Source organism: Neoroseomonas marina, assembly GCF_012927745.1.
GTDB classification, from domain to species: Bacteria; Pseudomonadota; Alphaproteobacteria; order Acetobacterales; family Acetobacteraceae; genus Neoroseomonas; species Neoroseomonas marina.
The window spans coordinates 178,702-199,840 of the sequence record NZ_JABBKX010000002.1; the positions used below are offsets into that span (position 1 = coordinate 178,702).

Genomic DNA, 21,139 nt, shown 5'->3' on the forward strand with positions numbered 1-21,139 from the left:
CCCGCCGGGGGCGGTCAGGTCACCGCGTCATCCTCGACGACGTGACGGCCGGCGATCAGAAGCGGCGCAGCAACCGGTCGATGTAGTCGAGTTCCGCCGGCGGACGTTCGCGGTCCGCACCGCGCCGGCGCAGTTCTTCCTGGATCCGGCGCGTCTTCAGCAATTCGGCCTCGTCCGGCACGCGCGTGTCGGAGGCATTGTCCTGCCCGCCCGGGGCCTCCCGCGTGCGGCGGCCGAGGGGGTCGCGGCCCTGGCCCTGTTCCTGCGCCTGGTCCTGGCCCTCGCCGCCCTGCTGACCGCCGGCCATGCCCTCGCCTTCGCCCTCTTCCTCCTCGCCCTCGCCGGACTGGCCCTGGCCGAACTGGCGCTGCATCTGCTGGGCCATCTGGCGGCCGCCTTCGGTCAGCGCGCGGATGGCGCGCTGCTGGGCGTCGCGGCTGTCGCGGCCTTCGCGCAGGGCCTCGGCGGAATCGCGCATGGCGCGGTCGGCCTCGCCGAGTTGCGGGGGCACGTCGCCGGTCAGGTCGCCGAACTGCTGCATGAGTTCCCCGAGGGCGCGGCGCATCGCCCGCTGCACGCGGGCGTCCTGCTGGCTCTGCTGGTTCCGCTGGTCCTGGGCGCGGCTGTCGGCCTGGGGCTGTTGCTGCGGGGGCTGCTGGAAGGGGCGGAAGGACTGGCGCGGCTGCTGGGCGCGCTCGCGTTCGGCCTCGGTGCCGCGCTGGTGGGCGCGGTCGAGCATCTCGGCCTGGCGGCGCACCATGTCCTGCACGGCGCCCATCTGCTGGTTGCCGCGCTGGCGCTGCTGCTGCCGCTGGCGGTCCTCGGCGCGCATGTTGCGCCCTTCCTCGAGGCCGCGGAGCATTTCCTCGAGTTCCGCCAATTCGCGCTCGGCGTCCTCGGGGCGGCCCTCGCGGGCGGCCTGTTCCATGCGGCGCGTGCGGCGGTCGAGCTCGCGCTGGTCCATCAGGCGCTGCTGCGGGTCGTAGGGCAGGGCCTCGGCGTTCTCGCGCTGCAGGCGCTCGGCCAGTGCCTCGAGGTGGCGGCGGATCGCCTCGCGCAGTTCCTCGATGCGGCGCTGCAGCTCGGCGCGCTGTTCCTCGGTGCGGTTCTGCGGGTCGCGGCGCGCTTCCTCGAGCGCGTCGCGCAGCGCCTGGCGCGCTTCGGCCAGCGCGCGCGCGGTGCGGTCGGTGCGCCCTTCCTCGAGCGCGAGGGCCACGGTCCAGAGGATCTCCTGCACCTCGGCGATGGCGGCGGGGCGGCGGTCGCGCTGCAGGCGGTGCCGCGCGCTGCGCAGCGCGAGGTAGGTGCCGGTGTCGTGCTCGAAGGCCTCGGGGCTGGCGGCGATGCGGTCGAGCTCGCGGCGGGCGGGCTCGCGCCCGGTGGGATCGACGGACAGCGCCTTGCGCAGCGCGATGAGCTGCTGGGAGACCGGATGCGTGAAGGAGCGCTCGGGCAGTTCGAGGAAGGCGCCCTCGCTGCGGCCTTCCTGGCCGGCATGGTCGCGGGCGACCAGGCGGGCTTCGACTTCCAGCCCGGCCCAGGGATGGGCGGAGAGGTCGGGCTGCGCGGCGCCGCGGGCGCTGCGCGGATTGCCCGAGGGGATGGGCAGGTCGAGCACCACGGGCTCGGCTTCGGGGCGCGGCTTCAGGCGGAGTTCGACGCGCAGGCCGGCGAGGCCCCAATCGTCCTCCGCCCGCCAGGGCAGGCGGATGGCGAGGCCGCGCGTGGCGCGGGCGGGGGGCTGGTCCCAGGCGGCGGTCGGCGGGGCGTCGGCGCGGACGGCGAGGGTCCAGGCGGCGACCTCGGTCCCGTCGCGGCGGACGGCGAGGCGGCCACCCTGTTCGAGCGGGACCTCGATGGCGAAGGAGCCGCGGTCGAGGCCGCGGAACGGCATGGCGGTGCCGTCGAGCATCAGGTCGGGCGTGCCGCCGGACCCGCCGGAGAGCGCGACCTGCAGCCGGCTGCCGGCCGGGGCGGTGACGGCGCCGCCGGCGGGGTCGAGGAAGAGCGGCGCGGCGCCGGTATAGGCCGGCGGGGTGATCCAGGCTTCCAGGCGGACGGAGGGCGCGCTCGGCAGGGCGGTGCCGCCGATATGCGGGGTCAGGGCGCGGCGCAGGCGCTCGGGGGCCTCGGGGCCCGCGACGACGAGGGCGGCGACGAGGGCGACAACGAGGCCACCGCGCAGCGCCAGCCGGTCGCGCCGGGCGAGGCCGGGATGCGGGGCTGCGACGCGCAGCCGGGCCAGGCGTTCGGCGGCGCGGCGGCGATGCGCCTCCCACAGCGCGAGCGCGACGGGGTCGTTGCCGGACGGGCGGTCGGCGAGCGTCGCGATGGGGCGATGGGCAAGGCCGGAATCGCGTTCGAGGCGACGCTCGGCGGCGTCGGTGCCGGGCAGGGCGAGGTGCCGCGCGGCGCGCCAGGCGGTCCAGCCCAGGGCGGCGGCGAAGGCGGCGAGGAGGAGCAGGTGCAGCGGCCAGGGCAGCACCAGCGGCAGGCCGGACAGCGCCACCACGCCGAACAGGCCGATGACGCCGAGCGGCGGCCAGAGCGCCACCCAGGCCGCTTCCCACCAGAGCGCAAGGCGCGCGAGCCGGGTCCGGCGGACGAGCCGCGTGGAGAGCCGGTCGGGCGCCCGGGGCGTCATGTCGCGAGCCAGTCCGGCACCCGCTGGCCGTGCAGCAGTTCCTCGTAGGTCTGGCGTTCGCGCACCACGGCGTAGCGGGTACCGTCGACCAGGACCTCGGGCGCCAGGGGGCGGGCGTTGTAGGTCGAGGACATCACCGCGCCATAGGCGCCGGCATCGAGGAAGGCGACCGCATCGCCGGTGGCGAGATGCGGCAGGAGGCGGCCGCGGGCGAAGGTGTCGCCGGTCTCGCAGACCGGGCCGACGACCTCGGCCGCCGAGAGCGGCGAGGCGGCGCGGGCGCCGGAGACCGGGACGATGCCGTGCCAGGCCTCGTACATGGCCGGGCGGACCAGGTCGTTCATGGCGGCGTCGACCACCACGAAGCGATGCGACGCGCCCTGCTTCTGCAGCACGACCGAGGCGAGCAGCACGCCGGCCGGACCGGCGATCCAGCGGCCGGGTTCGAGCATCACCGGCAGGCCGAGCTCGCCCAGCGTGGCGCGAATGGCGCCGGCGAGCGCTTCGGGGGAGGGTGCGGGTTCGTCGCGGTAGGGGATGCCGAGGCCGCCGCCGCAATCGACGCGCTCCACCGGCAGGCCCTGGGCGCGCAGCGCCTTCACCATCTCCGCGAGGCGGGCATAGGCAGCGCGGTAGGCGGCCATGCCGGCGGTGATCTGGCTGCCGATGTGGGTCGCGATGCCCATGGGCGCGATGCCGGGCAGGGCCGCCATGCGGGCGTAGATCGCGGGCGCGTCCTCGAAGGCGACGCCGAACTTGTTCTCGCTCTTGCCGGTGGTGATCTTGGCGTGGGTCTTGGCGTCCACGTCGGGGTTCACGCGCAGCGCGACGCGCGCGGTCCTGCCCAGGCCGTCGGCGATGGCGGAGATCATGGCGATCTCCTCCGCGCTCTCGGCGTTGATCTGGAAGATGTCCTGCTCGATGGCGTGGCGGATCTCGGAGGCGGTCTTGCCGACGCCGGAGAAGACGATGGCCGAGGCGGGGATCCCGGCGGCGCGGGCGATGCGCAGCTCGCCCTCGCTGACCACGTCGGCGCCGAGGCCTTCGGCGGCGAGGACCTTCAGCACGGCGAGGTTGTCGTTGCACTTCATGGCGAAGTGCACCGTCGCGGTCAGGCCGGCATGGGTCAGGGCCGACTTCAGCGACCGGGCGCGGTGGCGCAGCGCGCCGGCGGAATAGACCCAGGCCGGCGTGCCGACCTCCTGCGCGATGCGGGCGAGGGGCACGTCCTCCATCACCAGGCCGTCCATAGCGTGGAGGGAGAGGTGGGGGCGAAGGGCCAGCAGCTCCGCGAAGGAGGGGTCGGCGGCGTCGGTCAGGGCAAGGGGGGCGGCCATCCCGCTATTGTCGGGACGGGACGCGGCATCCGCAAGGCGGATCAAGGGCCGGAGCCGCCCCTTGCGTTCCAAGGAAGGTTGAAGGGGGCTCGGGGGGAAAAGTTCCCTTCTCCCCCCGTCTTCACCTCCGCAGCGCCGCCCTGAGTGCGTCGATGACCGCATCCGTCGCCGCCTGGTATCCCGGCCCGTCCAGGTATCCGGGGAAGGTGCCGGTCCGCTCGAGGAAGCCGGTCCAGGCCGGTTCGTTCATCGCCCGGCGGAAGCGGTCGTGCAGGGAGAGGTAGATCTCGTCCGGCAGGCCGGCCGGAGCGTTCAGGCCCTTCATGTTCTCGATCACCACATCCAGGCCCTGTTCGCGCAGGGTCGGCACCTGGGGCAGCACCGGGATGCGCTCGGCCGAGCAGACCGCCAGCGCGCGGATCTCGCCCGACTGGATCATGCCGCCGGTCTCCTCGGGGGCCAGGACCGCGAGGTCGACCGTGCCGGCGAGCAGAGCCTGGAGCGAGGGCGCGCCGCCGCTGAACGGGACGTGCAGCATCTCGACCCCCGCCTTGTTGGTCAGCAGCACGAAGACCGCGTGGTAGATCGACCCGATGCCGGAGGAGGCGTGGGAGACGGTGCCGGGGGCGCGCTTCGCGGCGTCGATGAACTGGGCCACGGTCTCGTACCGGCCGCCGCGCTTCGCCACGATCAGCAGGGGCTGGCGCGTCATGCGGATGACGGCGCGGAAGGACCGTTTGGGGTCGTAGGGCAGGTCGCGGAAGGCGGCCAGCGAGGTGCTCTCGGACCCGCCGCCGACCAGCAGGTTCAGCCCGTCCGGCGCCATGCCAGCGACCTGCTGGGCGGCGATCGCCCCGCCGGCGCCGGGGCGATTCAGGGCGATCAGCGGCACGGGGAAGTGGCGCGCGGCGGCCTCGGCAAGGGCGCGGGCCTGCAGGTCGGTCCCGCCACCGGGTGGGAAGCCGATGATGAGCTGCACGGGGCGCGTGGGTTCCCAGGCGCGGGCAAGGCCCGGCGCGGCGAGGAGCCCTGAGGCGGCGGCAAGAAGGGCCCGGCGGGGGGTCATGGACGTTGCTCCCTGTTTTGTATCGTTGCCGCCGAGGCTAGGACGCCGGCGCGCCGGGGGACAGTCCCGGCCGGCGGGCTTCATGCCGAGGGGGGGCGCGCTTCCGACCCGCGGAGCAGCGCCAAGGTTGGGGGGCGGGAAGGCGACGCCATCGTGGGCGCGGCATCATGCCGCGCTCGCCGACATCTCCCGCGGCGCGCGCCGACCAGGACGGGCCGACCGAGGTGGGCTGCAGGCCGACCAGGGCCGGGCCGGCAGCGTCGCGCAGGTCCGCCCACGCAACGAACGCGGACCGCGTCTTGCGCCGCCGCAAGGCAGCCCGCGGCCCGGCGGGGCAGAAAGCGTGCGTCGCAGCATGGATCCGGGACTTGTCCCCCGACGCGCGGATCAATACATGCGATCCGTCATGAGCCCTGCCGCGCGCAGGGATCCCCAACCACCCCATCCGCGGCGGCGCTCGCCGCCGGTTCAGCACAGGGGGCGGGCACGGTGCCACCTCTCGGGCCGACCCCGCCTGCCGCAGAGGAGAGTATCGGATGAGCAAGGTCATCGGCATCGACCTCGGCACCACCAACTCGTGCGTCGCCATCATGGAAGGCAAGGACGTCCGGGTCATCGAGAACGCCGAGGGTGCCCGCACCACCCCCTCCATGGTCGCCTTCGCCAAGAACGGCGAGCGCCTCGTCGGCCAGTCCGCCAAGCGCCAGGCGGTGACCAACCCGACCGGGACGCTGTTCGCCGTGAAGCGCCTGATCGGCCGTCGCTTCGACGACCCGATGGTGCAGAAGGACATCGGCCTCGCGCCGTTCAAGATCACCAAGGCCGGCAATGGCGACGCCTGGGTCGAGGTCGACGGCAAGGACTACGCGCCGCAGCAGATCAGCGCGATGATCCTGACCAAGATGAAGGAGACCGCCGAGGCCTATCTCGGCGAGACCGTCTCCCAGGCCGTCATCACCGTCCCGGCCTACTTCAACGACGCCCAGCGCCAGGCGACCAAGGAAGCCGGCGCGATCGCCGGCCTCGAGGTGCTGCGCATCATCAACGAGCCGACGGCGGCCGCGCTCGCCTACGGCATGGACCAGAAGAAGGGCGGTACCATCGCGGTCTATGACCTCGGCGGCGGCACCTTCGACGTGTCCGTGCTCGAGATCGGCGACGGCGTCTTCGAGGTGAAGTCGACCAACGGCGACACCTTCCTGGGCGGCGAGGACTTCGACCAGCGCATCATCGACTACCTGGCCGACGAGTTCCGCAAGGAGCAGGGCATCGACCTGCGCGGCGACAAGCTCGCGCTGCAGCGCCTGAAGGAAGCGGCCGAGAAGGCAAAGATCGAGCTCTCCTCCTCCAAGGAGACCGAGATCAACCTGCCCTTCATCACCGCCGACGCCTCCGGGCCGAAGCACCTGGTGATGAAGCTGACGCGCGCGAAGCTCGAGGCGCTGGTCGACGACCTGATCACCAAGACGCTCGAGCCCTGCAAGCAGGCGCTGAAGGATGCCGGGCTGACGGCGGGCGAGATCGACGAGGTCATCCTGGTCGGCGGCATGACGCGCATGCCGAAGGTGATCGACGCGGTGAAGGCCTTCTTCGGCAAGGAGCCCGCGCGCAACGTCAACCCGGACGAGGTCGTGGCCATCGGCGCGGCGATCCAGGGCGGCGTGCTCAAGGGCGACGTGAAGGACGTCCTGCTGCTCGACGTGACGCCGCTGTCGCTCGGCATCGAGACGCTGGGCGGCGTGTTCACGCGCCTGATCGACCGCAACACCACCATCCCGACCAAGAAGTCGCAGGTCTTCTCGACGGCCGACGACAACCAGACCGCGGTGACCATCAAGGTCTACCAGGGCGAGCGGGAAATGGCGGCCGACAACAAGATGCTCGGCACCTTCGACCTGACCGGGATCCCGGCGGCGCCGCGCGGCGTGCCGCAGATCGAGGTCACCTTCGACATCGACGCCAACGGCATCGTGTCCGTCAGCGCGAAGGACAAGGCGACCGGCAAGGAGCAGCAGATCAAGATCCAGGCCAAGTCGGGCCTGTCGGACGCCGACATCGAGCGGATGGTCAAGGACGCGGAAGCGAACTCCGAGGCCGACAAGAAGCGCCGCGAGGCGGTCGAGAACCGCAACCAGCTCGACGCGCTGGTGCACTCGACCGAGCGCACGCTGAAGGAGAACGCGGACAAGATCCCGGCCGGCGACAAGGCCGAGGTCGAATCCGCGCTCGCCGACGCGAAGGCGGCGATCGAGAAGCAGGACGCCGATGCGGTGGCCAAGGCGAATGACCGCCTGGGCCAGGCCGCGATGAAGATGGGCGAGGCGCTGTACAAGGCGCAGGCCGATCAGAAGGCGGCCGAGGGCGCTGCCGGTGCCGCCGGCGCCGCTGGCGGTCCGGGCGGTTCGGCTCCGGGCGGCGACAAGGTCGTCGACGCGGAGTTCGAGGAAGTCGACCCGAACAAGCGCAAGCCGTCCTGATCGGGCGGGTTGCGTCGCCGTGAGTCACGCCGCCCGGTTCCCCAAGGACCGGGCGGCATCCGTATGGGAGGCGGTTGGGATCGCGGCCCGCCGCGATCCGGGAGCGCCCGGCGCGACCGCGCACGGACCAACTGTTGTCGCCGGAGCGGCAGTGCAGGGCGCGAAGGCAAGCCGCGCGGATGCGCGGCGCCCGCCGTCTGAGGGCACGAGCTATGTCGAAGCGTGACTACTACGAGGTCCTTGGCGTCACCCGCGACGCCAATGAGGAGGCCCTGAAGAAGGCCTATCGCAAGCTGGCGATGAAGTACCACCCTGACCGCAACCAGGGGGACGCGGACGCCGAGGCCCGGTTCAAGGAGCTGAACGAGGCCTATGACGTCCTGAAGGACGGCGAGAAGCGCGCGGCCTACGACCGTTTCGGCCATGCCGCCTTCGAACAGGGCGGGCCCGGTGGCGGCGGCTTCGGCGGCGGTCCCTTCGGGGGCGCCTTCGAGGACATCTTCGAGGAGATGTTCGGCCGCTTCGGCGGCGGCGGGCGCGGGGCGCGCGGCGGTGCCACGGGCCGCGGGGCGGATCTGCGCACGCAGGTGGAGATCAGCCTCGAGGACGCCTTCGGCGGGACCAAGAGCAACATCCGCATTCCCACCTCGGTCTCCTGCGAGGCCTGCAAGGGAACCGGTGCGGAAGGCGGGTCGTCCGCCGGCGCGCAGACCTGCCCGGGCTGCAACGGCCAGGGGAAGATCCGCGCGCAGCAGGGTTTCTTCCTGATCGAGCGGACCTGCCCGACCTGCGGCGGATCCGGGCGCATCATCAAGAACCCCTGCAAGATCTGCCACGGCGCGGGGCGCGTGCAGCGGGAGCGCTCGCTGAACGTGACGATCCCGCCGGGGGTGGAGGACGGCACCCGCATCCGGCTCGCGGGCGAAGGCGAGGCAGGGCTGCGGGGGGCGCCGTCGGGCGATCTCTACGTCGACATCGCGGTGAAGCCGCACCCGATCTTCCAGCGGGACGGCGCGAACATCTTCATCCGCGTGCCGCTGCGCATGACGCAGGCGGCCCTTGGCGGACATGTCGAGGTGCCGAGCATCGACGGCGGGCGCGCGAAGGTGACGATCCCGTCCGGCACGCAGACGGGCGACCAGTTCCGCTTGCGGGGCAAGGGATTCTCGGTGCTGCGGTCCGCAGCGCGCGGGGACATGTATGTCCAGGTCAGCGTCGAGACGCCGCAGAACCTGACGCCCAGGCAGCGGGAACTGCTCGAGCAGTTCGAGGCCGATGCCGGGACGGGCGGCAAGACGCACCCGGAGAGCGAGGGCTTCTTCGCGAAGGTGAAGGAGTTCTGGGACGGGCTGGGGCGCTGACGGCGCCGGGGAGGGCGTCGCCCTCCCCGTTCCGTGCGCCGGCTACACCACCGGCATCGCCCAGTAGTCGTCGATCGTGCCGCGGCGGTCCTGCCAGCCTTCCTCGGCGACCGGCGCGCGTTCCAGCTGCGCCTTGTCCAGCTTCACGACATAGCCGCCGAGCGTCGTGTCGTAGCGCAGCATGTCCCACGGCAGAGGGTAGTGCTTCGAGCCCAGGCCCATGAAGCCGCCGAAGGACAGCACCGCATAGGCGACGCGGCCGGTCGGCTTGTCGAGCATCACGTCCTCGATGCGGCCGATGTGTTCCTGGTCGAAGGAATAGACGTCGGTGCCGGCGACCTTGCCGCCGGCGATGAGGTGCCCGGTGGTCGGCGCGGTCATGTCCTTGGTGGTCGGGTGCGCGTCGCGGCGCGGGTCGATCGCGGTCATTGCCATGCTCCTGTCGTGGCTGCGGGAGGAACGCGCCGGGCCGCGGGCGGTTCCATCCAACCCATGACAAACCCGTGTGCTCCCGGCGGGACCCCGGCGGACGATGCGGGAGCCAGGCGGTCGTCGCGGCCTTGACCGCGCCCTGCGGCGTCCGCACACGCTGGGCCTCGGCCTGAGGAGGAGCACCAGCATGACCACCCGTATCGGCATCGCCGGCATCGCCGGCCGCATGGGCCGCCTGCTGGCCGAGGAGGTGCCGACCGCCGGCGCCTCCGTCGCGGGGGGCACGCTGCGGTCGGGGACGGCGCCGGCCGGCATCCAGGTGCTGCCAGATTTCGGCGCGCTGTGCGGCGCATCCGAGGTCGTCATCGACTTCACCCATGCGGGCAATGCCCGCACCCACGCCGCGACGGCCGCCGAGACCGGCACGCCGCTGGTGCTGGGGTCGTCCGGCCTGTCGCTCGAGGACGAGGCGGCGGTGGCGGAAGCGGCGAAGCGCGTCGCCATCGTCTACGCGGCCAATTTCGCGCCGGGGGTGAACCTGTTCCTCGCCATCGCCGAGCGCATGGCCGCCGCCCTGCCGCCCGAACAGTACGACGCCGAGATCGTCGAGATGCATCACCGCCAGAAGGTCGATGCGCCGTCCGGCACGGCCATCGCGCTGGGGCGCGCCGTCGCCGCCGGGCGGGGCACGACGCTCGAGGCCGCGGGGATCGAATCGGGGCGCGACGGGCATTGCGGGGCGCGCGGGACCGGCACGATCGGCTTCGCCGCGCTGCGCGGCGGCCAGGTGGTTGGCGAGCACACGCTGGTCTTCGCCGCGGGCTCCGAGCACATCAGCCTCACGCACAAATCCTTCGACCGGCGCGTCTATGCGACCGGGGCGGTGCGCGCGGCGCTGTGGCTCAAGGGCCGGGCGCCGGGCCTCTACGGGATGAAGGATGTGCTCGGGATGTGACGCGGGGCCGGCACGGTCCGGCCTGCCACGACGGCCGCCGGCGCGACCTCAGGCCGGCAGCAGGACTCGCCGTGCCAGCGCCGGTTCGCCGGCCGGGGTCGCGGCGAGGAGATCCTTGCGCGCCTCGACGATGGCCAGGCCCGCATGCCGCGCCGGCCAGGCGGCCCGTCCGATCGCCTCCCAGGTGCCGCCCGCGCGTAGGAAGGGACCGTAGGGCGGGGTGTAGAGGGCGGAGGCGCGACGCTCCACGTGAAACAGGTGCCGCGTCAGCAGCCGCCCCACCTGGCCCGGCGAATAGGGCTGGCCGTGCCCGAACGGGGTGTGCTCGGCATGCGCCCACAGGCCCCGGCGGTTGGGCGCGACCACCAGCAGGCGACCGTCGTCCTTCAGCACCCGCCAGACCTCGCGCAGCAGGCGCCGGGCGTTCTCGGCCGTTTCGAGCCCGTGGACGAGCAGGATCCGGTCGAAGGTGAGATCGGGGAAGGGCAGGCCGTCTTCCTCGGCGACCAGCGCCGCCGAGGGGCCGCCGGACGGGTAGGTCGCGACGCCGAGCTGCGCGGGGGAGAGCGCGATGCACCGGGCCGCCTCGCGCCGCCACAGGTCGAGATAGGGTCCGGCATGGCCGATGCCGAGCACGGCGAGGCGCGGCAGCGCCGGCCACAGCGCACGCAGCCGCTGGGCGACCAGGCGCCCCGCAGCCGCCCCCGCCGGCGACGCATAGAATCGGCCGAGACCGTGGACCTCACCGCCCATGCGGACGATATAGGGGGACCGGGGGGCGGATGGGATGCCCCTTCGACATACCCAAGGAGACACCGCCCCATGCCACTCAAGGTGACGGCCGTGCCGTGTCTTTCGGACAACTATGCCTGGCTGCTGCGCGCCGCGGACGGGCGCTGCGCCGTCTGCGATCCGGGAGAGGCGGCGCCGGTGGCCGCAGCGGTGGCGGCGGTGGGCGGCACGCTCGATGTCATCCTGCTGACCCACCACCATGGCGATCATGTCGCGGGCGTCGCCGACCTCGTCGCGCAGACCGGCGCGAAGGTGATCGGCGCCGCCGCCGATGCGCATCGCCTGCCGAAGCTCGATGTCGCGGTGTCCCCGGGCCAGGTGATCGACGTTCTCGGCGTGCCGGTCGAAGTGCTGGCGAGCGATGGCCACACGCGGGGCCACATCGCCTTCCACCTTCCGGATTCGGCCATCCTGCTGTGCGGGGACACGCTGTTCTCGCTCGGCTGCGGACGGCTGCTCGAAGGGACGGCGGAGGAGATGTTCGGGAGCCTGCAGCGCCTGGCCGTGCTGCCGCCCGAGACGCTGGTCTGCTGCGGCCACGAGTACAGCGAGAGCAATGCGCGCTTCGCCCTGACCGTGGAACCGGAGAACCCGGCGCTGCGCGCGCGGGCGGACGAGATCGCGATGCAGCGCGCGGCGGGGCAGGCGACGGTGCCGACGACGATCGGGCAGGAACTTTCGGCCAATCCGTTCCTGCGCGCGAAGGACGTCGCGACGCTCGCGCGCATCCGGACCGCGAAGGACAATTTCAGATAACCTTGCCCTCAGACGCCGGGCGGGCCGCATCCGCGGCCCTTGGCTTCGCCGCACTGGCGGCGGCGCCCGTTCGGGCGCCCGGCCCTGCGGGCCGCAGGGGATTGCTGCGTAGCGCTGTTGGAACCCTCGGGAGGAACGACCAGGCATGAAGCTGCACTATTCGCCCGCCAGCCCCTATGTGCGGAAGGTGATGGCCTGCGCCTTCGCGCGCGGCCTCGATGGGCGCATCGAGAAGGTGGACACCAACCCGCATGTCTCGCCGGCCGGGCTGCTGGCGGACAATCCGCTGTCGAAGGTGCCCGCGCTCGTCGCCGACGACGGGACCGCGATCTACGACAGCCCGGTGATCTGCGAATACCTCGACACCATCGGCGATGCGCCGGCGCTGTTCCCGCCGACCGGCACGCCCGCGCGGCTCGCCGCGCAGATCATGCATGCGACGGCCGATGGCATCATGGATGCCGCGGTGGCGCGACGGATGCAGATGGCGCTGCCGCAGGACGATGGCCGCAAGGCCTTCGACGCGCGGCAGAAGGCGGCGATCGACCGCGCGCTCGGCGTGCTCGAGAAGACCCCGCCCAAGGGGCTCGCGCATATCGGGGAGATCGCGACGGCCTGCGCGCTCGGCTACCTCGACTTCCGCTTCGGGCAGGAGCCCTGGCGGGAGGCGCATCCGAAGCTCGCGGCCTGGTTCGCCGAGGTGTCGAAGGCCGCACCGATCGCGCAGACCGTGCCGGTCGGCTGATGCCGCCCGACCTGCGCGATCCGTCGGTCACGGCCGCGCAGGTCATCGCGGCGCTCGGCCTGCAGCCGCACCCCGAGGGCGGGCATTACCGCGAGACCTGGCGCGACGCGCCGGCGGACGGGTCGCGCGGGGCGGGGACGGCGATCTACTTCCTGCTCGCGGCCGACGAGTTCAGCCACTGGCACCGCGTCGACGCGGCCGAGGCCTGGCACTGGTATGCGGGCGGCCCGCTCGCGCTGAGCATGTCGCCCGACGGGCACGATGCGGAGGCGGTGCATCTCGGGCCCGACCTGTCGCGGCACCAGCGGCCCTTCGCGATCGTGCCGAAGGGATGGTGGCAGAGCGCAGTGTCGCTCGGGCGATGGACGCTGGTGGGATGCACGGTGAGCCCCGCCTTCGACTTCGCCGGGTTCGAGCTGGCGCCGCCGGACTGGCGGTCACGGCCGCGGGCAGGTCGGGGGGAGTGAACTCCCCCCGAGTCCCCCCTCCTTCCTTCGATACCTGGGGACTGACCGGGGCGGCCGGCGCCCGGAATCAAAGAAGGGAGGGGGTCTGGGGGAGGTTCACCTCCCCCATGCTTCATCACCGCATCGGCAGCGCGTAGAGCAGCCCGCCCTGCGTGTGCAGCCGGTTCGGCCCGCGCGGCAGCGAGACCGGCGTGTTCTCGCCCATCGTGCGTTCGTACAGCTCGCCGTAGTTCCCGATGGCGCGGATCGCGTTGTAGGCCCAGAGCGGGTCGAGCTTGATCGACTGGCCCAGTTCCGGCGTCACGCCGAGCAGGCGGCGCGTGTTCGGGTTGGCGGCGGTGCGGCGCATCTCCTCGGCATTCGCCTGGGTGATGCCCTGTTCCTCGGCCTCGATGATCGCGGTCGTGTACCAGCGGACGACGTCGTACCAGTTGTCGTCACCGCGGCGGACATAGGCGCCGTAAGGCTCCTTCGAGAAGCGCTCGGGCAGGATGGTCCATTCGCGCGGGTTGGGCATGGAGGAGCGCACGCCGGCGAGCTGCGAGGCGTCGGTGCCGAAGCTGTCGCAGCGCCCGGCGACGAGCGCGGCCTGGGCCTGGTCCGTGCGTTCGAACACCACGGGCTGGAAGGCCACGTTGACCGAGCGGAAGTAGTCCGCCGTCACCTGTTCGTTCGTCGTGCCCTGGATCAGGCAGATGGTCGCACCCGCCATGTCGCGCACGCGCTGCACGCCGGCATTGGCGCGTACCATGAAGCCGTGGCCGTCGTAGAAATAGGTGGTGACGTGCCGCAGGCCGAGCGTCGTGTCGCGCAGCATGGTCTGCGTCGAGGTGCGGAACAGCACGTCGACCTCGCCCGACCCTAGCGCGGTGAAGCGCGTCGAGGAGGAGAGCGGGATGAAGCGGACCTTGGCGGGGTCGTTGAAGATCGCCGCGGCGAGGCCGCGGCAGAGATCGGCATCGAGGCCCTGCCACACGCCGCGGCTGTCGGGCAGCGCGAAGCCGGCGACGCCGGTGCCGATGCCGCAGTTGAGCGATCCGCGCGCGCGGATCGCGTCGAGCGTCGGGCTCGGGATGGTGTTCTGCTGCGCCTGAACGGTGGCGCTGAAACCCGCGCACAGCATCAGCGCGGCGGCCATAAGGCCCCGGTACATCATGGCTCTCGCCTCTCCTGTTGAAGTCTCCCGCGCGCATCGTCGGCGGCGGGCGCGCGGCGTGTCAACCGTCCCGGCGAGCGCGATGGCCCCTCGGCCAGGCGAAGCGTGCGCTGTAGGCTGAGCCCGGAGACGGCGAGGGGGCATGCGGATGGACTGGCCGGTGCAGGAGGGCGTGTTCGAGCTGGGCGACCTGGCGCTGCGCAAGGGCGGCACGCTGCCCGGGGCGCGGATCGTGTGGAAGGCGCATGGGACGCTCTCGCCGGCGCGGGACAACCTGGTGCTCTATCCGACCAGCTACGGGGCGCAGCATCCGGACCTCGAATGGCTGATCGCGCGGGATGGCGTGCTGGATCCGACACGCTGGTGCGTGGTGATCCCGAACATGTTCGCGGGCGGACTGTCGTCCTCGCCGAGCAACACACCGTCCTGGCCACGCCTGGTGACGGCATGGGACAATGTCGGCGCGCAGCGGCGGCTGCTGGCCGAGGTGTTCGGCGTGACGCGCGTTCATGCGGTCTATGGCTGGTCGATGGGCGCACAGCAGGCCTATCACTGGGCTGCGGCCTTCCCGGATGCGGTGTCGCGCATCGTGGTGAATTGCGGCAGCGCGCGGACCGCCGTGCACAACCGTGTCTTCCTCAAGGGCATGATGGCGGTGCTGGAGGCGGCGCCGGAGTACGACGGCACCGCGCTGTTCTCGGCGCAGCCGGCCGCCGCGCTGCGGGCCTTCGGGCGACTCTATGCCGGCTGGGCGCTGAGCCAGGATTTCTATCGCGCGGGGCTGCACCTGTCGGCGCTGAAGGCGCCGGACCTCGACACCTTCCTGCGCACGGATTGGGAGGAACGCTTCGCGCGCCGCGCGGCGGCGGACCTGCTGGCGCAGATGCGCACCTGGGACGCGGGGGACATCGCGGACGACCCGCGCTACGGCGGCGACCTCGCGCGCGCGCTCGCGGCGATCGAGGCGCGGGTGCTGCTGATGCCCTCGGCGACCGACCTGTATTTCCGCGTCGCGGACAACGAGGCCGAGCTGCAGCATCTGCGGCATGGGACGCTCACGCCCATCCCGTCCATCTGGGGCCATCGTGCGGGGAATCCGATGGCCAATGCGGAGGATGCCGCCTTCCTCCGTCACCACGTGCGCGCCTTCCTGGAGGCTTGAGATGACCGACCGCATCGAACGTGCCGTCACGGCGCTGGCGCGCGACTATCCCGGGCCCGGCGGGGCCGTGGCGGTGGTCCGCGCGGGCGAGGTGCTGGTGCGCCATGCCTGGGGCTACGCCAATGCGGAGCGGCGGATTCCCTTCACGCCGCGGACGCTGTTCCGCATGTGCTCCATCACCAAGCAGTTCACCTGCGCGGTGCTGCTGGATGCCTTCGCGGATCCCTCGGTGCTCGATGGCGATGTGCGCGCGCGGCTGCCGCTGCTCGCGGAACCGGCGCCGGGCGTGCTGCACCTTTGCCACAACCAGTCGGGGCTGCGGGACTACTGGGCGGTGGCGATGCTGCATGGATCGCCGGTCGAGGCACCGTTCGGGGATGCGGAATCGGCGGCGGTGATCGGCGGCACGCGCAGCCTGCAGTTCTCGCCGGGCACGCGGTATTCCTACGTGAACCAGAACTTCCGCCTGCTGTCGGACATCCTCGAGGCGCGGACGGGCCGGAGCTTCGCGGAGCTGCTGCGCGCGCGGGTCTTCGATCGCGCGGGGATGGGGAGTGCCTTCCTCGCGGCGGATGCGCGCGCCATGCCGGACGGGACCGAGGGCTATGAGGGCAATGTCGCGAGCGGCTTCCGCGCCGCGGTGAACCGCATCCTGTGGACCGGCGATGCGGGGCTCGGCGCCTCGCTGGACGACATGATCGGCTGGGAACGGCACATCGATGCGACGCGGGAGGACGAGACGTCGCTCCATGCGCGGCTGACGCGGCCCGCGCGCTTCGCCGATGGCGCGCCGGCGCCCTATGCCTTCGGGCTGCGCAGCGCGACCGAGTTCAGGCGCACCGTCATCGGTCATGGCGGCGCCCTGCGCGGGTGGCGCAGCCATCGCTTCTACGTGCCGGAGGAACGCGTCTCGGTGGTGGTGATGTTCAACCACCTGTCGGACGCGCATGGCGCGGCGCTGGATGTGCTGGCGGCGGTGCTCGGTGTCGAGCGGCCGGCGGCGCCGGCGGACCGGCCCGTGCCGGACTGGGCCGGCGCCTGGGTGGAGCCGGAGACGGGCCTGTCGGCGCGGATCGACGGTCTCGGCGGGGGACGGATCCGGCTGCGCTACGGGCATTCGGCGGAACGGCTGGACCTGCGGGCGGATGGCAGTGCCGGGAATGCCGGCACGGTGCTGCGCATGACCGTCGACGGGCTGCGCATGGAACGGCCCGCCGAGAACCAGACGGCGCTGCTGGAACGGCGCGGCGGCGCGCCACGGCCCGACATCGCCGGGCGGTATCGCTGCGAGGAACTCGACGCCGTGCTGACGGTCGAGGATGCGGGCGGCGTGCTCTACGGCGCCTTCTCGGGCTTCCTCGGGCAGGGGCGGATGGAAGTGCTGGAACCGATCGCCGAGGACCTCTGGGCCCTGCCCTGCCCGCGCGCGCTGGACCACACGCCGCCGGGAGACTGGACGCTGTCGGTCCAGCGGAATGCGGATGGGCGCGTCGACGAGATCCTGCTCGGCTGCTGGCTGGCGCGGCGGCTGCGCTACGAGCGCGCCGCGTGACCCGTGCCGTGGGCGGGACTTGACGCCGATCAATCCAGGGGCGCCCCATGCCGCTAGTCTCGGATGGGACGGAACGAGGTCGGAGGACGACGCGATGGCGCTGAAGGACATCCTGGTGCATCTCGACGAGACCGCGGCATCGCCGGCGCGGCTGCGTCTGGCGGTCGAACTGGCGCGGCGGAACGGGGCGCATCTGGTCGGCCTCTTCGTGGTGGACGTGATGCTGCCGGTGCTCGCGGCCTCCGATGCGTCCAGCGGCGCCGTGCTGGCGGAGATGATCGACCGCATGCGCAACGACGCGCTGGGCGAAGCGGCGAAGGTCGAAGCCACCTTCAACGAGACCATCCGGCGCGAGGGGCTGTCCGGCGAATGGCGGCTCGCGGAAGGGTCCGGGGCGGAACTCGTCCCGCTGCATGCGCGTTATGCGGACCTCACCGTGCTCGGCCAGGCGAGCGCCGACGAAGGGCTGCCGACGGCGGGCGCCGTCCTGTCGGCGACGCTGTTCGATAGCGGGCGGCCGGTCCTCGTCGTGCCCTACACCGGCGACTTCACGACCATCGGCACGCGCGTGCTGGTCGGCTGGAACGCAAGCGCGCAGGCCACACGCGCGGTGAATGACGCGATCCCCGTGATCGCGCCGAACGCGAAGGTCGTCGTCTCCTCGGTCAATCCGCGCCGCGGCATCGATGGCCATGGCGAGGAGCCGGGCGCGGACATCGCGCGGCACCTGGCGCGGCATGGGCTGAAGGTCGAGGTCGAGCACAGCGTCGCACCCGAGGTCGGCGCCGGCGACCTGCTGCTCAACCGGGCCTCGGAAATCTCCGCCGACCTCATCGTGATGGGCGCCTACGGGCATTCGCGCCTGCGCGAGACCATATTGGGGGGCGTGACGCGGACGCTGATGAAGCAGATGACCGCGCCGGTGCTGATGGCCCACTGATTTCCGGGCCCGGAGGATGCCGTGACCAGGCGACCCGGGACTGCTCGACCTTCCAGCGCCCGCCGGGATGCGACCCCCGGCGGGGACATGGTGGCCGTGACGACCGCGCCCCTTCCGGTCGAACGGCTCCATCGCGCCGCGGATCTTTCGGCGCTGCCCTTCGCGACGACGGAAGACCTCGCCCCGCTGCCCGGGCTGCCCGGGCAGGAGCGGGCGCGGGAGGCGATCGGCCTCGGCGCCGCGATCGGCGCGCGGGGCTTCAACATCTTCGCCATCGGCCGGTCCGGCGCCCGCATCGGCGGATCGGTGCGCGCGCTGCTGGAGGAACGTGCGAAGAGCCAGCCGCCGCCGCCCGACTGGGTCTATGTCAATTGCTTCGCGGCGTCGCATCGGCCGCACGCGCTGTCCCTGCCCGCCGGGCGCGGCCCGGCGCTGCAGGCCGCCCTCGCCGGCATGATCGAGGAACTGCGCGCAGCCCTGCCCGCCATGTTCGAGGGCGAGGACTACCAGCGGCGGCGCAGCGCGATCGAAAGCTCCCTCCATGGCCAGGCGGAGCAAGCCTTCGCGGCGCTCGCCGAGAAGGCGTCGGCCGAGGGCATGGCGATCGTGCGCACGCCGATGGGCTTCGCCGTCGCGCCGGCCAGGGACGGCAAGGTGGTGCCGCCCGAGGAATTCTCCACCTGGCCCGAGGCGCAGCAGAAGGAAGCGCGCGGCCATATCGAGCGCATCGAGAAGGAACTCGAACAGACGCTGCGGGCGATACCGCGCATCGAGAAGCAGCGCCGCGACGCCGTGCGGGCGCTGGACCGCGAGACGGCGAAGTTCGTCATCGACGAGGCGGTGAGCGAGGCCGCCGCGCCTTTCGTCGACCTGCCCGAGGTGACGGCGCATCTCGAGGCCGTCCGCGCCGACCTCGTGGAGAACGTGCAGCTTTTCGTCGGCGAACCAAGCGAGGGCGCGGAAGCGTTGCCGCCCGGGCTGCGGGCGGGATCGCCGCTCGACCGCTATGCCGTCAACGTGCTCGTCACGCACAACGGGGCGCCGGCGGGCGCGCCGGTGGTCGAGGAGCTGCATCCCACGCTCGCCAACCTGGTCGGGCGCATCGAGCACCTGCCGGTGCAGGGCGCGCTGGTGACGAACTTCCGGATGATCCGCGCCGGCGCGCTGCACCGTGCGAATGGCGGGACCATCGTCATCGACGCGCGCGCGCTGCTGACGGAACCCTTCTCGTGGGAAGCGCTGAAGCGCACGCTGACGCGGGGCGAGATCGTCATCGAGGATCCCGCGCGCTTCATGGGTCTCGCCCAGACCGTTTCGCTCGAGCCCGACCCGATCCCCTTCGATGCCAAGGTCGTGCTGGTGGGCGAGCGGATGCTCTACTACATGCTCGCCGCCTATGACCCGGACCTTGCGCGCCACTTCAAGATCGTCGCGGATTTCGACGACGAAGCGGTGCGCAGCCCGGAGAGCGAGGCGATGCTGGCGCGGCTCATCGCGACACTGGCCCAGGAGGGTGGCGCACGGCCGCTGTCGCGCGATGCGGTGGCGCGCGCGATCGAGCACGCGGCGCGGCTCGCCGGCGATTCCGAGCGGCTGACGCTGCTGGTGGAGGATCTGCGCGACCTCGTCATCGAGGCTGCGCACTGGGCCGGGGCGGCCGGGCGCGCGGTGACGGAGCGCGAGGACGTCGAGCGCGCGATCGCCGAACAGCGGCGCCGGCTCGAGCGGCCGGTGCTGCTGACGCGCGAGTCCATCCTACGCGGCGTGGCGCTGATCGACACCGCCGGCGAACGGGTCGGGCAGGTGAATGGGCTGAGCGTGCTCGACCTCGGCGGCCTCGCCTTCGGCCGGCCGACCCGCATCACCGCGCGGGTGCGGCCGGGCAGCGGACGGATCGTCGACATCGAGCGGGAGGTGGAGCTCGGCGGGCCGATCCATTCCAAGGGGGTGATGATCCTCTCGGGCTTCCTCGCCGGGCGCTACGCGCAGAAAGGCGGGATGTCGTTGCAGGCGAGCCTGGTCTTCGAGCAGTCCTATGGCGGCGTTGAGGGGGACAGCGCCTCCGCGGCCGAGTTGCTGACGCTGCTCTCGGCGCTGTCGGGGCTGCCGATGCGCCAGGATTTCGCCATCACCGGATCGGTGAACCAGCATGGCGACATCCAGCCGATCGGCGGCGTGAACGAGAAGATCGAGGGCTTCTTCGAGATCTGCGCCGCGCGCGGGCTGACCGGGACGCAGGGCGTGATCATCCCCGCGTCGAACGTGCAGCATCTGATGCTGCGCGCGGATGTCGTGCAGGCCTGCGCCGCGGGGCGCTTCGCCGTGCATGCCGTCGGCGGCATCGATGAGGCGGCGCGGCTGCTGATGGGCCGCGAGCCGGGCGAGCGCGGTGCGGATGGACGCTTCCCCTATGGCAGCATCAACGGGCGCGTCGAAGCCACCTTGGCCCGCTTCGCCGCCATCCGCCGCGCCAGGACGGGCCGGGGCACGAAGGAGGAGGAATGAGCGCGCCTCCGCCGCGACATCGGATCCTGCTGGAGCTCGGCCTGGCTGGCGATGCGGCGGGCATCGAGGCGGCGGCGCTGCTGGCGCAGCATCTGGGACACGAGCTGCTCGGCGTCTTCGTCGAGGACGAGGCGTTGCTGGCGCTCGCCGGCCATGGCTTCGCGCGGGAGTTGCGCCTGCCCGATCATGGCTGGCGGCCGATCGCGGCGGCGGATGTCGCCGCGGGGCTGGAGGCCGCCGCCACCAGGCTGCGGCGGCGGCTCGAGGCGGAATGCGCGCGGCTCGGCGTGCCGGCGGGCTTCGAGGTGATGCGCGGGGAGGTCGGCGTCTGCGTCGCGGGGCTGTGCGGCGTCGCCGACATCCTGGTGATCGGCGCGCCGGAAAGCGCGGCCGGGCGGGCCTTCGGCGGCTTCCGGCGGGGCTGGCGCGCAGCGCTGGGGTCCGAGGCCGGGGTGCTGCTGGTGCCGCCGCGCCTGGCACGCCGGCATGGGCCGGTGGTGGGCCTCGCGACGGATGCCGAGGCGGAGGCGATGGCGCGACGGATTGCCGCGGCGGCGGGGGAGCGGCTGGTGCTGCTCGAACCGCCGGGCGTGCCGCACCCGGCGGGGCGCGAGGCCGGGGTGACGCGGCGGCGCCTGCGCGCGCTGACCGGTGCCGCCATCCTGGAAGCCTTGGGCGGCATCGCGGAGAGCCTGCTGGTGCTGCCGCGCGCGGCGGTGGCGGCGCAGGACGAGGAAGCGGCGCCGCGGCTCGCCGTGCTGCGGCGGGTGCCGGTGCTGGTGCGCTGACGTG

At 72.5% G+C, this 21,139-nt stretch carries 17 protein-coding genes; 11 read left to right on the forward strand and 6 right to left on the reverse strand.

Annotation, left to right across the window (positions count from 1 at the left end):
• Positions 1 to 55 precede the first annotated feature (55 nt).
• The 3 genes from GWK16_RS06095 to GWK16_RS06105 form a co-directional block, all read right to left on the reverse strand.
• On the reverse strand, positions 56 to 2,644 hold the full coding sequence (locus tag GWK16_RS06095) for a TIGR02302 family protein (protein WP_170053071.1): 2,589 nt from the start codon (positions 2,642 to 2,644) through the stop codon (positions 56 to 58).
• A complete protein-coding gene (gene lysA, locus GWK16_RS06100) occupies positions 2,641 to 3,981 on the reverse strand; it encodes a diaminopimelate decarboxylase (RefSeq protein WP_170053072.1) in 1,341 nt (446 codons plus the stop codon). The genes GWK16_RS06095 and lysA overlap by 4 nt, the downstream gene beginning before the upstream one ends.
• Positions 3,982 to 4,102: 121 nt before the next feature.
• Positions 4,103 to 5,047: a tripartite tricarboxylate transporter substrate binding protein gene (locus GWK16_RS06105; protein WP_170053073.1), complete on the reverse strand. Its 945-nt coding sequence runs from the start codon at positions 5,045 to 5,047 to the stop codon at positions 4,103 to 4,105.
• Positions 5,048 to 5,583: 536 nt separating this feature from the next.
• Between GWK16_RS06105 and dnaK the strand changes: the two genes are divergently transcribed.
• Together dnaK and dnaJ are read left to right on the forward strand one after the other, a co-directional pair.
• On the forward strand, positions 5,584 to 7,524 hold the full coding sequence (dnaK, locus tag GWK16_RS06110) for a molecular chaperone DnaK (RefSeq protein WP_170053074.1): 1,941 nt from the start codon (positions 5,584 to 5,586) through the stop codon (positions 7,522 to 7,524).
• Between the two features lie 212 nt (positions 7,525 to 7,736).
• Positions 7,737 to 8,885, forward strand: coding sequence for a molecular chaperone DnaJ (dnaJ, locus tag GWK16_RS06115; RefSeq protein WP_170053075.1), 1,149 nt, complete (start codon positions 7,737 to 7,739; stop codon positions 8,883 to 8,885).
• Between the two features lie 42 nt (positions 8,886 to 8,927).
• Here dnaJ and GWK16_RS06120 read toward each other — a convergent pair whose 3' ends face one another.
• A complete protein-coding gene (locus GWK16_RS06120) occupies positions 8,928 to 9,314 on the reverse strand; it encodes a PRC-barrel domain-containing protein (RefSeq protein ID WP_248291194.1) in 387 nt (128 codons plus the stop codon).
• Between the two features lie 190 nt (positions 9,315 to 9,504).
• On the opposite strand from GWK16_RS06120, the gene dapB reads away from it, so the two are divergent.
• The gene (gene dapB, locus GWK16_RS06125; RefSeq protein ID WP_170053076.1) at positions 9,505 to 10,272 is read left to right on the forward strand and encodes a 4-hydroxy-tetrahydrodipicolinate reductase; all 768 of its coding nucleotides are present in this window, start codon (positions 9,505 to 9,507) and stop codon (positions 10,270 to 10,272) included.
• Positions 10,273 to 10,320: 48 nt separating this feature from the next.
• Here dapB and GWK16_RS06130 read toward each other — a convergent pair whose 3' ends face one another.
• Entirely contained in the window at positions 10,321 to 11,025 is a 705-nt protein-coding gene (locus GWK16_RS06130) for a class I SAM-dependent methyltransferase (protein ID WP_170053077.1), read from the reverse strand.
• Between the two features lie 69 nt (positions 11,026 to 11,094).
• Here GWK16_RS06130 and gloB point away from each other — a divergent pair, with 69 nt between their 5' ends.
• From gloB to GWK16_RS06145, 3 genes are all read left to right on the forward strand, one after another.
• Positions 11,095 to 11,820 carry a hydroxyacylglutathione hydrolase gene (gloB, locus tag GWK16_RS06135; RefSeq protein WP_170053078.1) on the forward strand — a complete coding sequence of 242 codons (726 nt, stop codon included), beginning with the start codon at positions 11,095 to 11,097 and terminating at the stop codon, positions 11,818 to 11,820.
• Between the two features lie 145 nt (positions 11,821 to 11,965).
• On the forward strand, positions 11,966 to 12,565 hold the full coding sequence (locus GWK16_RS06140) for a glutathione S-transferase N-terminal domain-containing protein (protein WP_170053079.1): 600 nt from the start codon (positions 11,966 to 11,968) through the stop codon (positions 12,563 to 12,565).
• Positions 12,565 to 13,032: a cupin domain-containing protein gene (locus tag GWK16_RS06145; protein WP_170053080.1), complete on the forward strand. Its 468-nt coding sequence runs from the start codon at positions 12,565 to 12,567 to the stop codon at positions 13,030 to 13,032. Before GWK16_RS06140 ends, GWK16_RS06145 begins: the two co-directional genes overlap by 1 nt.
• A 115-nt stretch (positions 13,033 to 13,147) precedes the next feature.
• On the opposite strand, the gene GWK16_RS06150 is transcribed toward GWK16_RS06145, so the two are convergent.
• Positions 13,148 to 14,188: an amino acid ABC transporter substrate-binding protein gene (locus tag GWK16_RS06150; RefSeq protein ID WP_248291195.1), complete on the reverse strand. Its 1,041-nt coding sequence runs from the start codon at positions 14,186 to 14,188 to the stop codon at positions 13,148 to 13,150.
• Between the two features lie 142 nt (positions 14,189 to 14,330).
• Between GWK16_RS06150 and GWK16_RS06155 the strand changes: the two genes are divergently transcribed.
• From GWK16_RS06155 to GWK16_RS06175, 5 genes are all read left to right on the forward strand, one after another.
• Positions 14,331 to 15,350, forward strand: a complete 1,020-nt coding sequence (locus GWK16_RS06155) for an alpha/beta fold hydrolase (protein WP_211187163.1) — start codon at positions 14,331 to 14,333, stop codon at positions 15,348 to 15,350.
• Position 15,351: 1 nt separating this feature from the next.
• Complete coding sequence (locus tag GWK16_RS06160; RefSeq protein WP_170053081.1) at positions 15,352 to 16,902, forward strand: D-aminopeptidase; 1,551 nt, start codon at positions 15,352 to 15,354, stop codon at positions 16,900 to 16,902.
• 94 nt (positions 16,903 to 16,996) lie between these two features.
• A complete protein-coding gene (locus tag GWK16_RS06165) occupies positions 16,997 to 17,842 on the forward strand; it encodes a universal stress protein (RefSeq protein WP_170053082.1) in 846 nt (281 codons plus the stop codon).
• A gap of 96 nt (positions 17,843 to 17,938) precedes the next feature.
• A complete protein-coding gene (locus GWK16_RS06170) occupies positions 17,939 to 20,347 on the forward strand; it encodes an ATP-binding protein (RefSeq protein WP_338144421.1) in 2,409 nt (802 codons plus the stop codon).
• Complete coding sequence (locus GWK16_RS06175) at positions 20,344 to 21,135, forward strand: hypothetical protein (RefSeq protein ID WP_170053084.1); 792 nt, start codon at positions 20,344 to 20,346, stop codon at positions 21,133 to 21,135. Before GWK16_RS06170 ends, GWK16_RS06175 begins: the two co-directional genes overlap by 4 nt.
• Positions 21,136 to 21,139 lie beyond the last annotated feature (4 nt).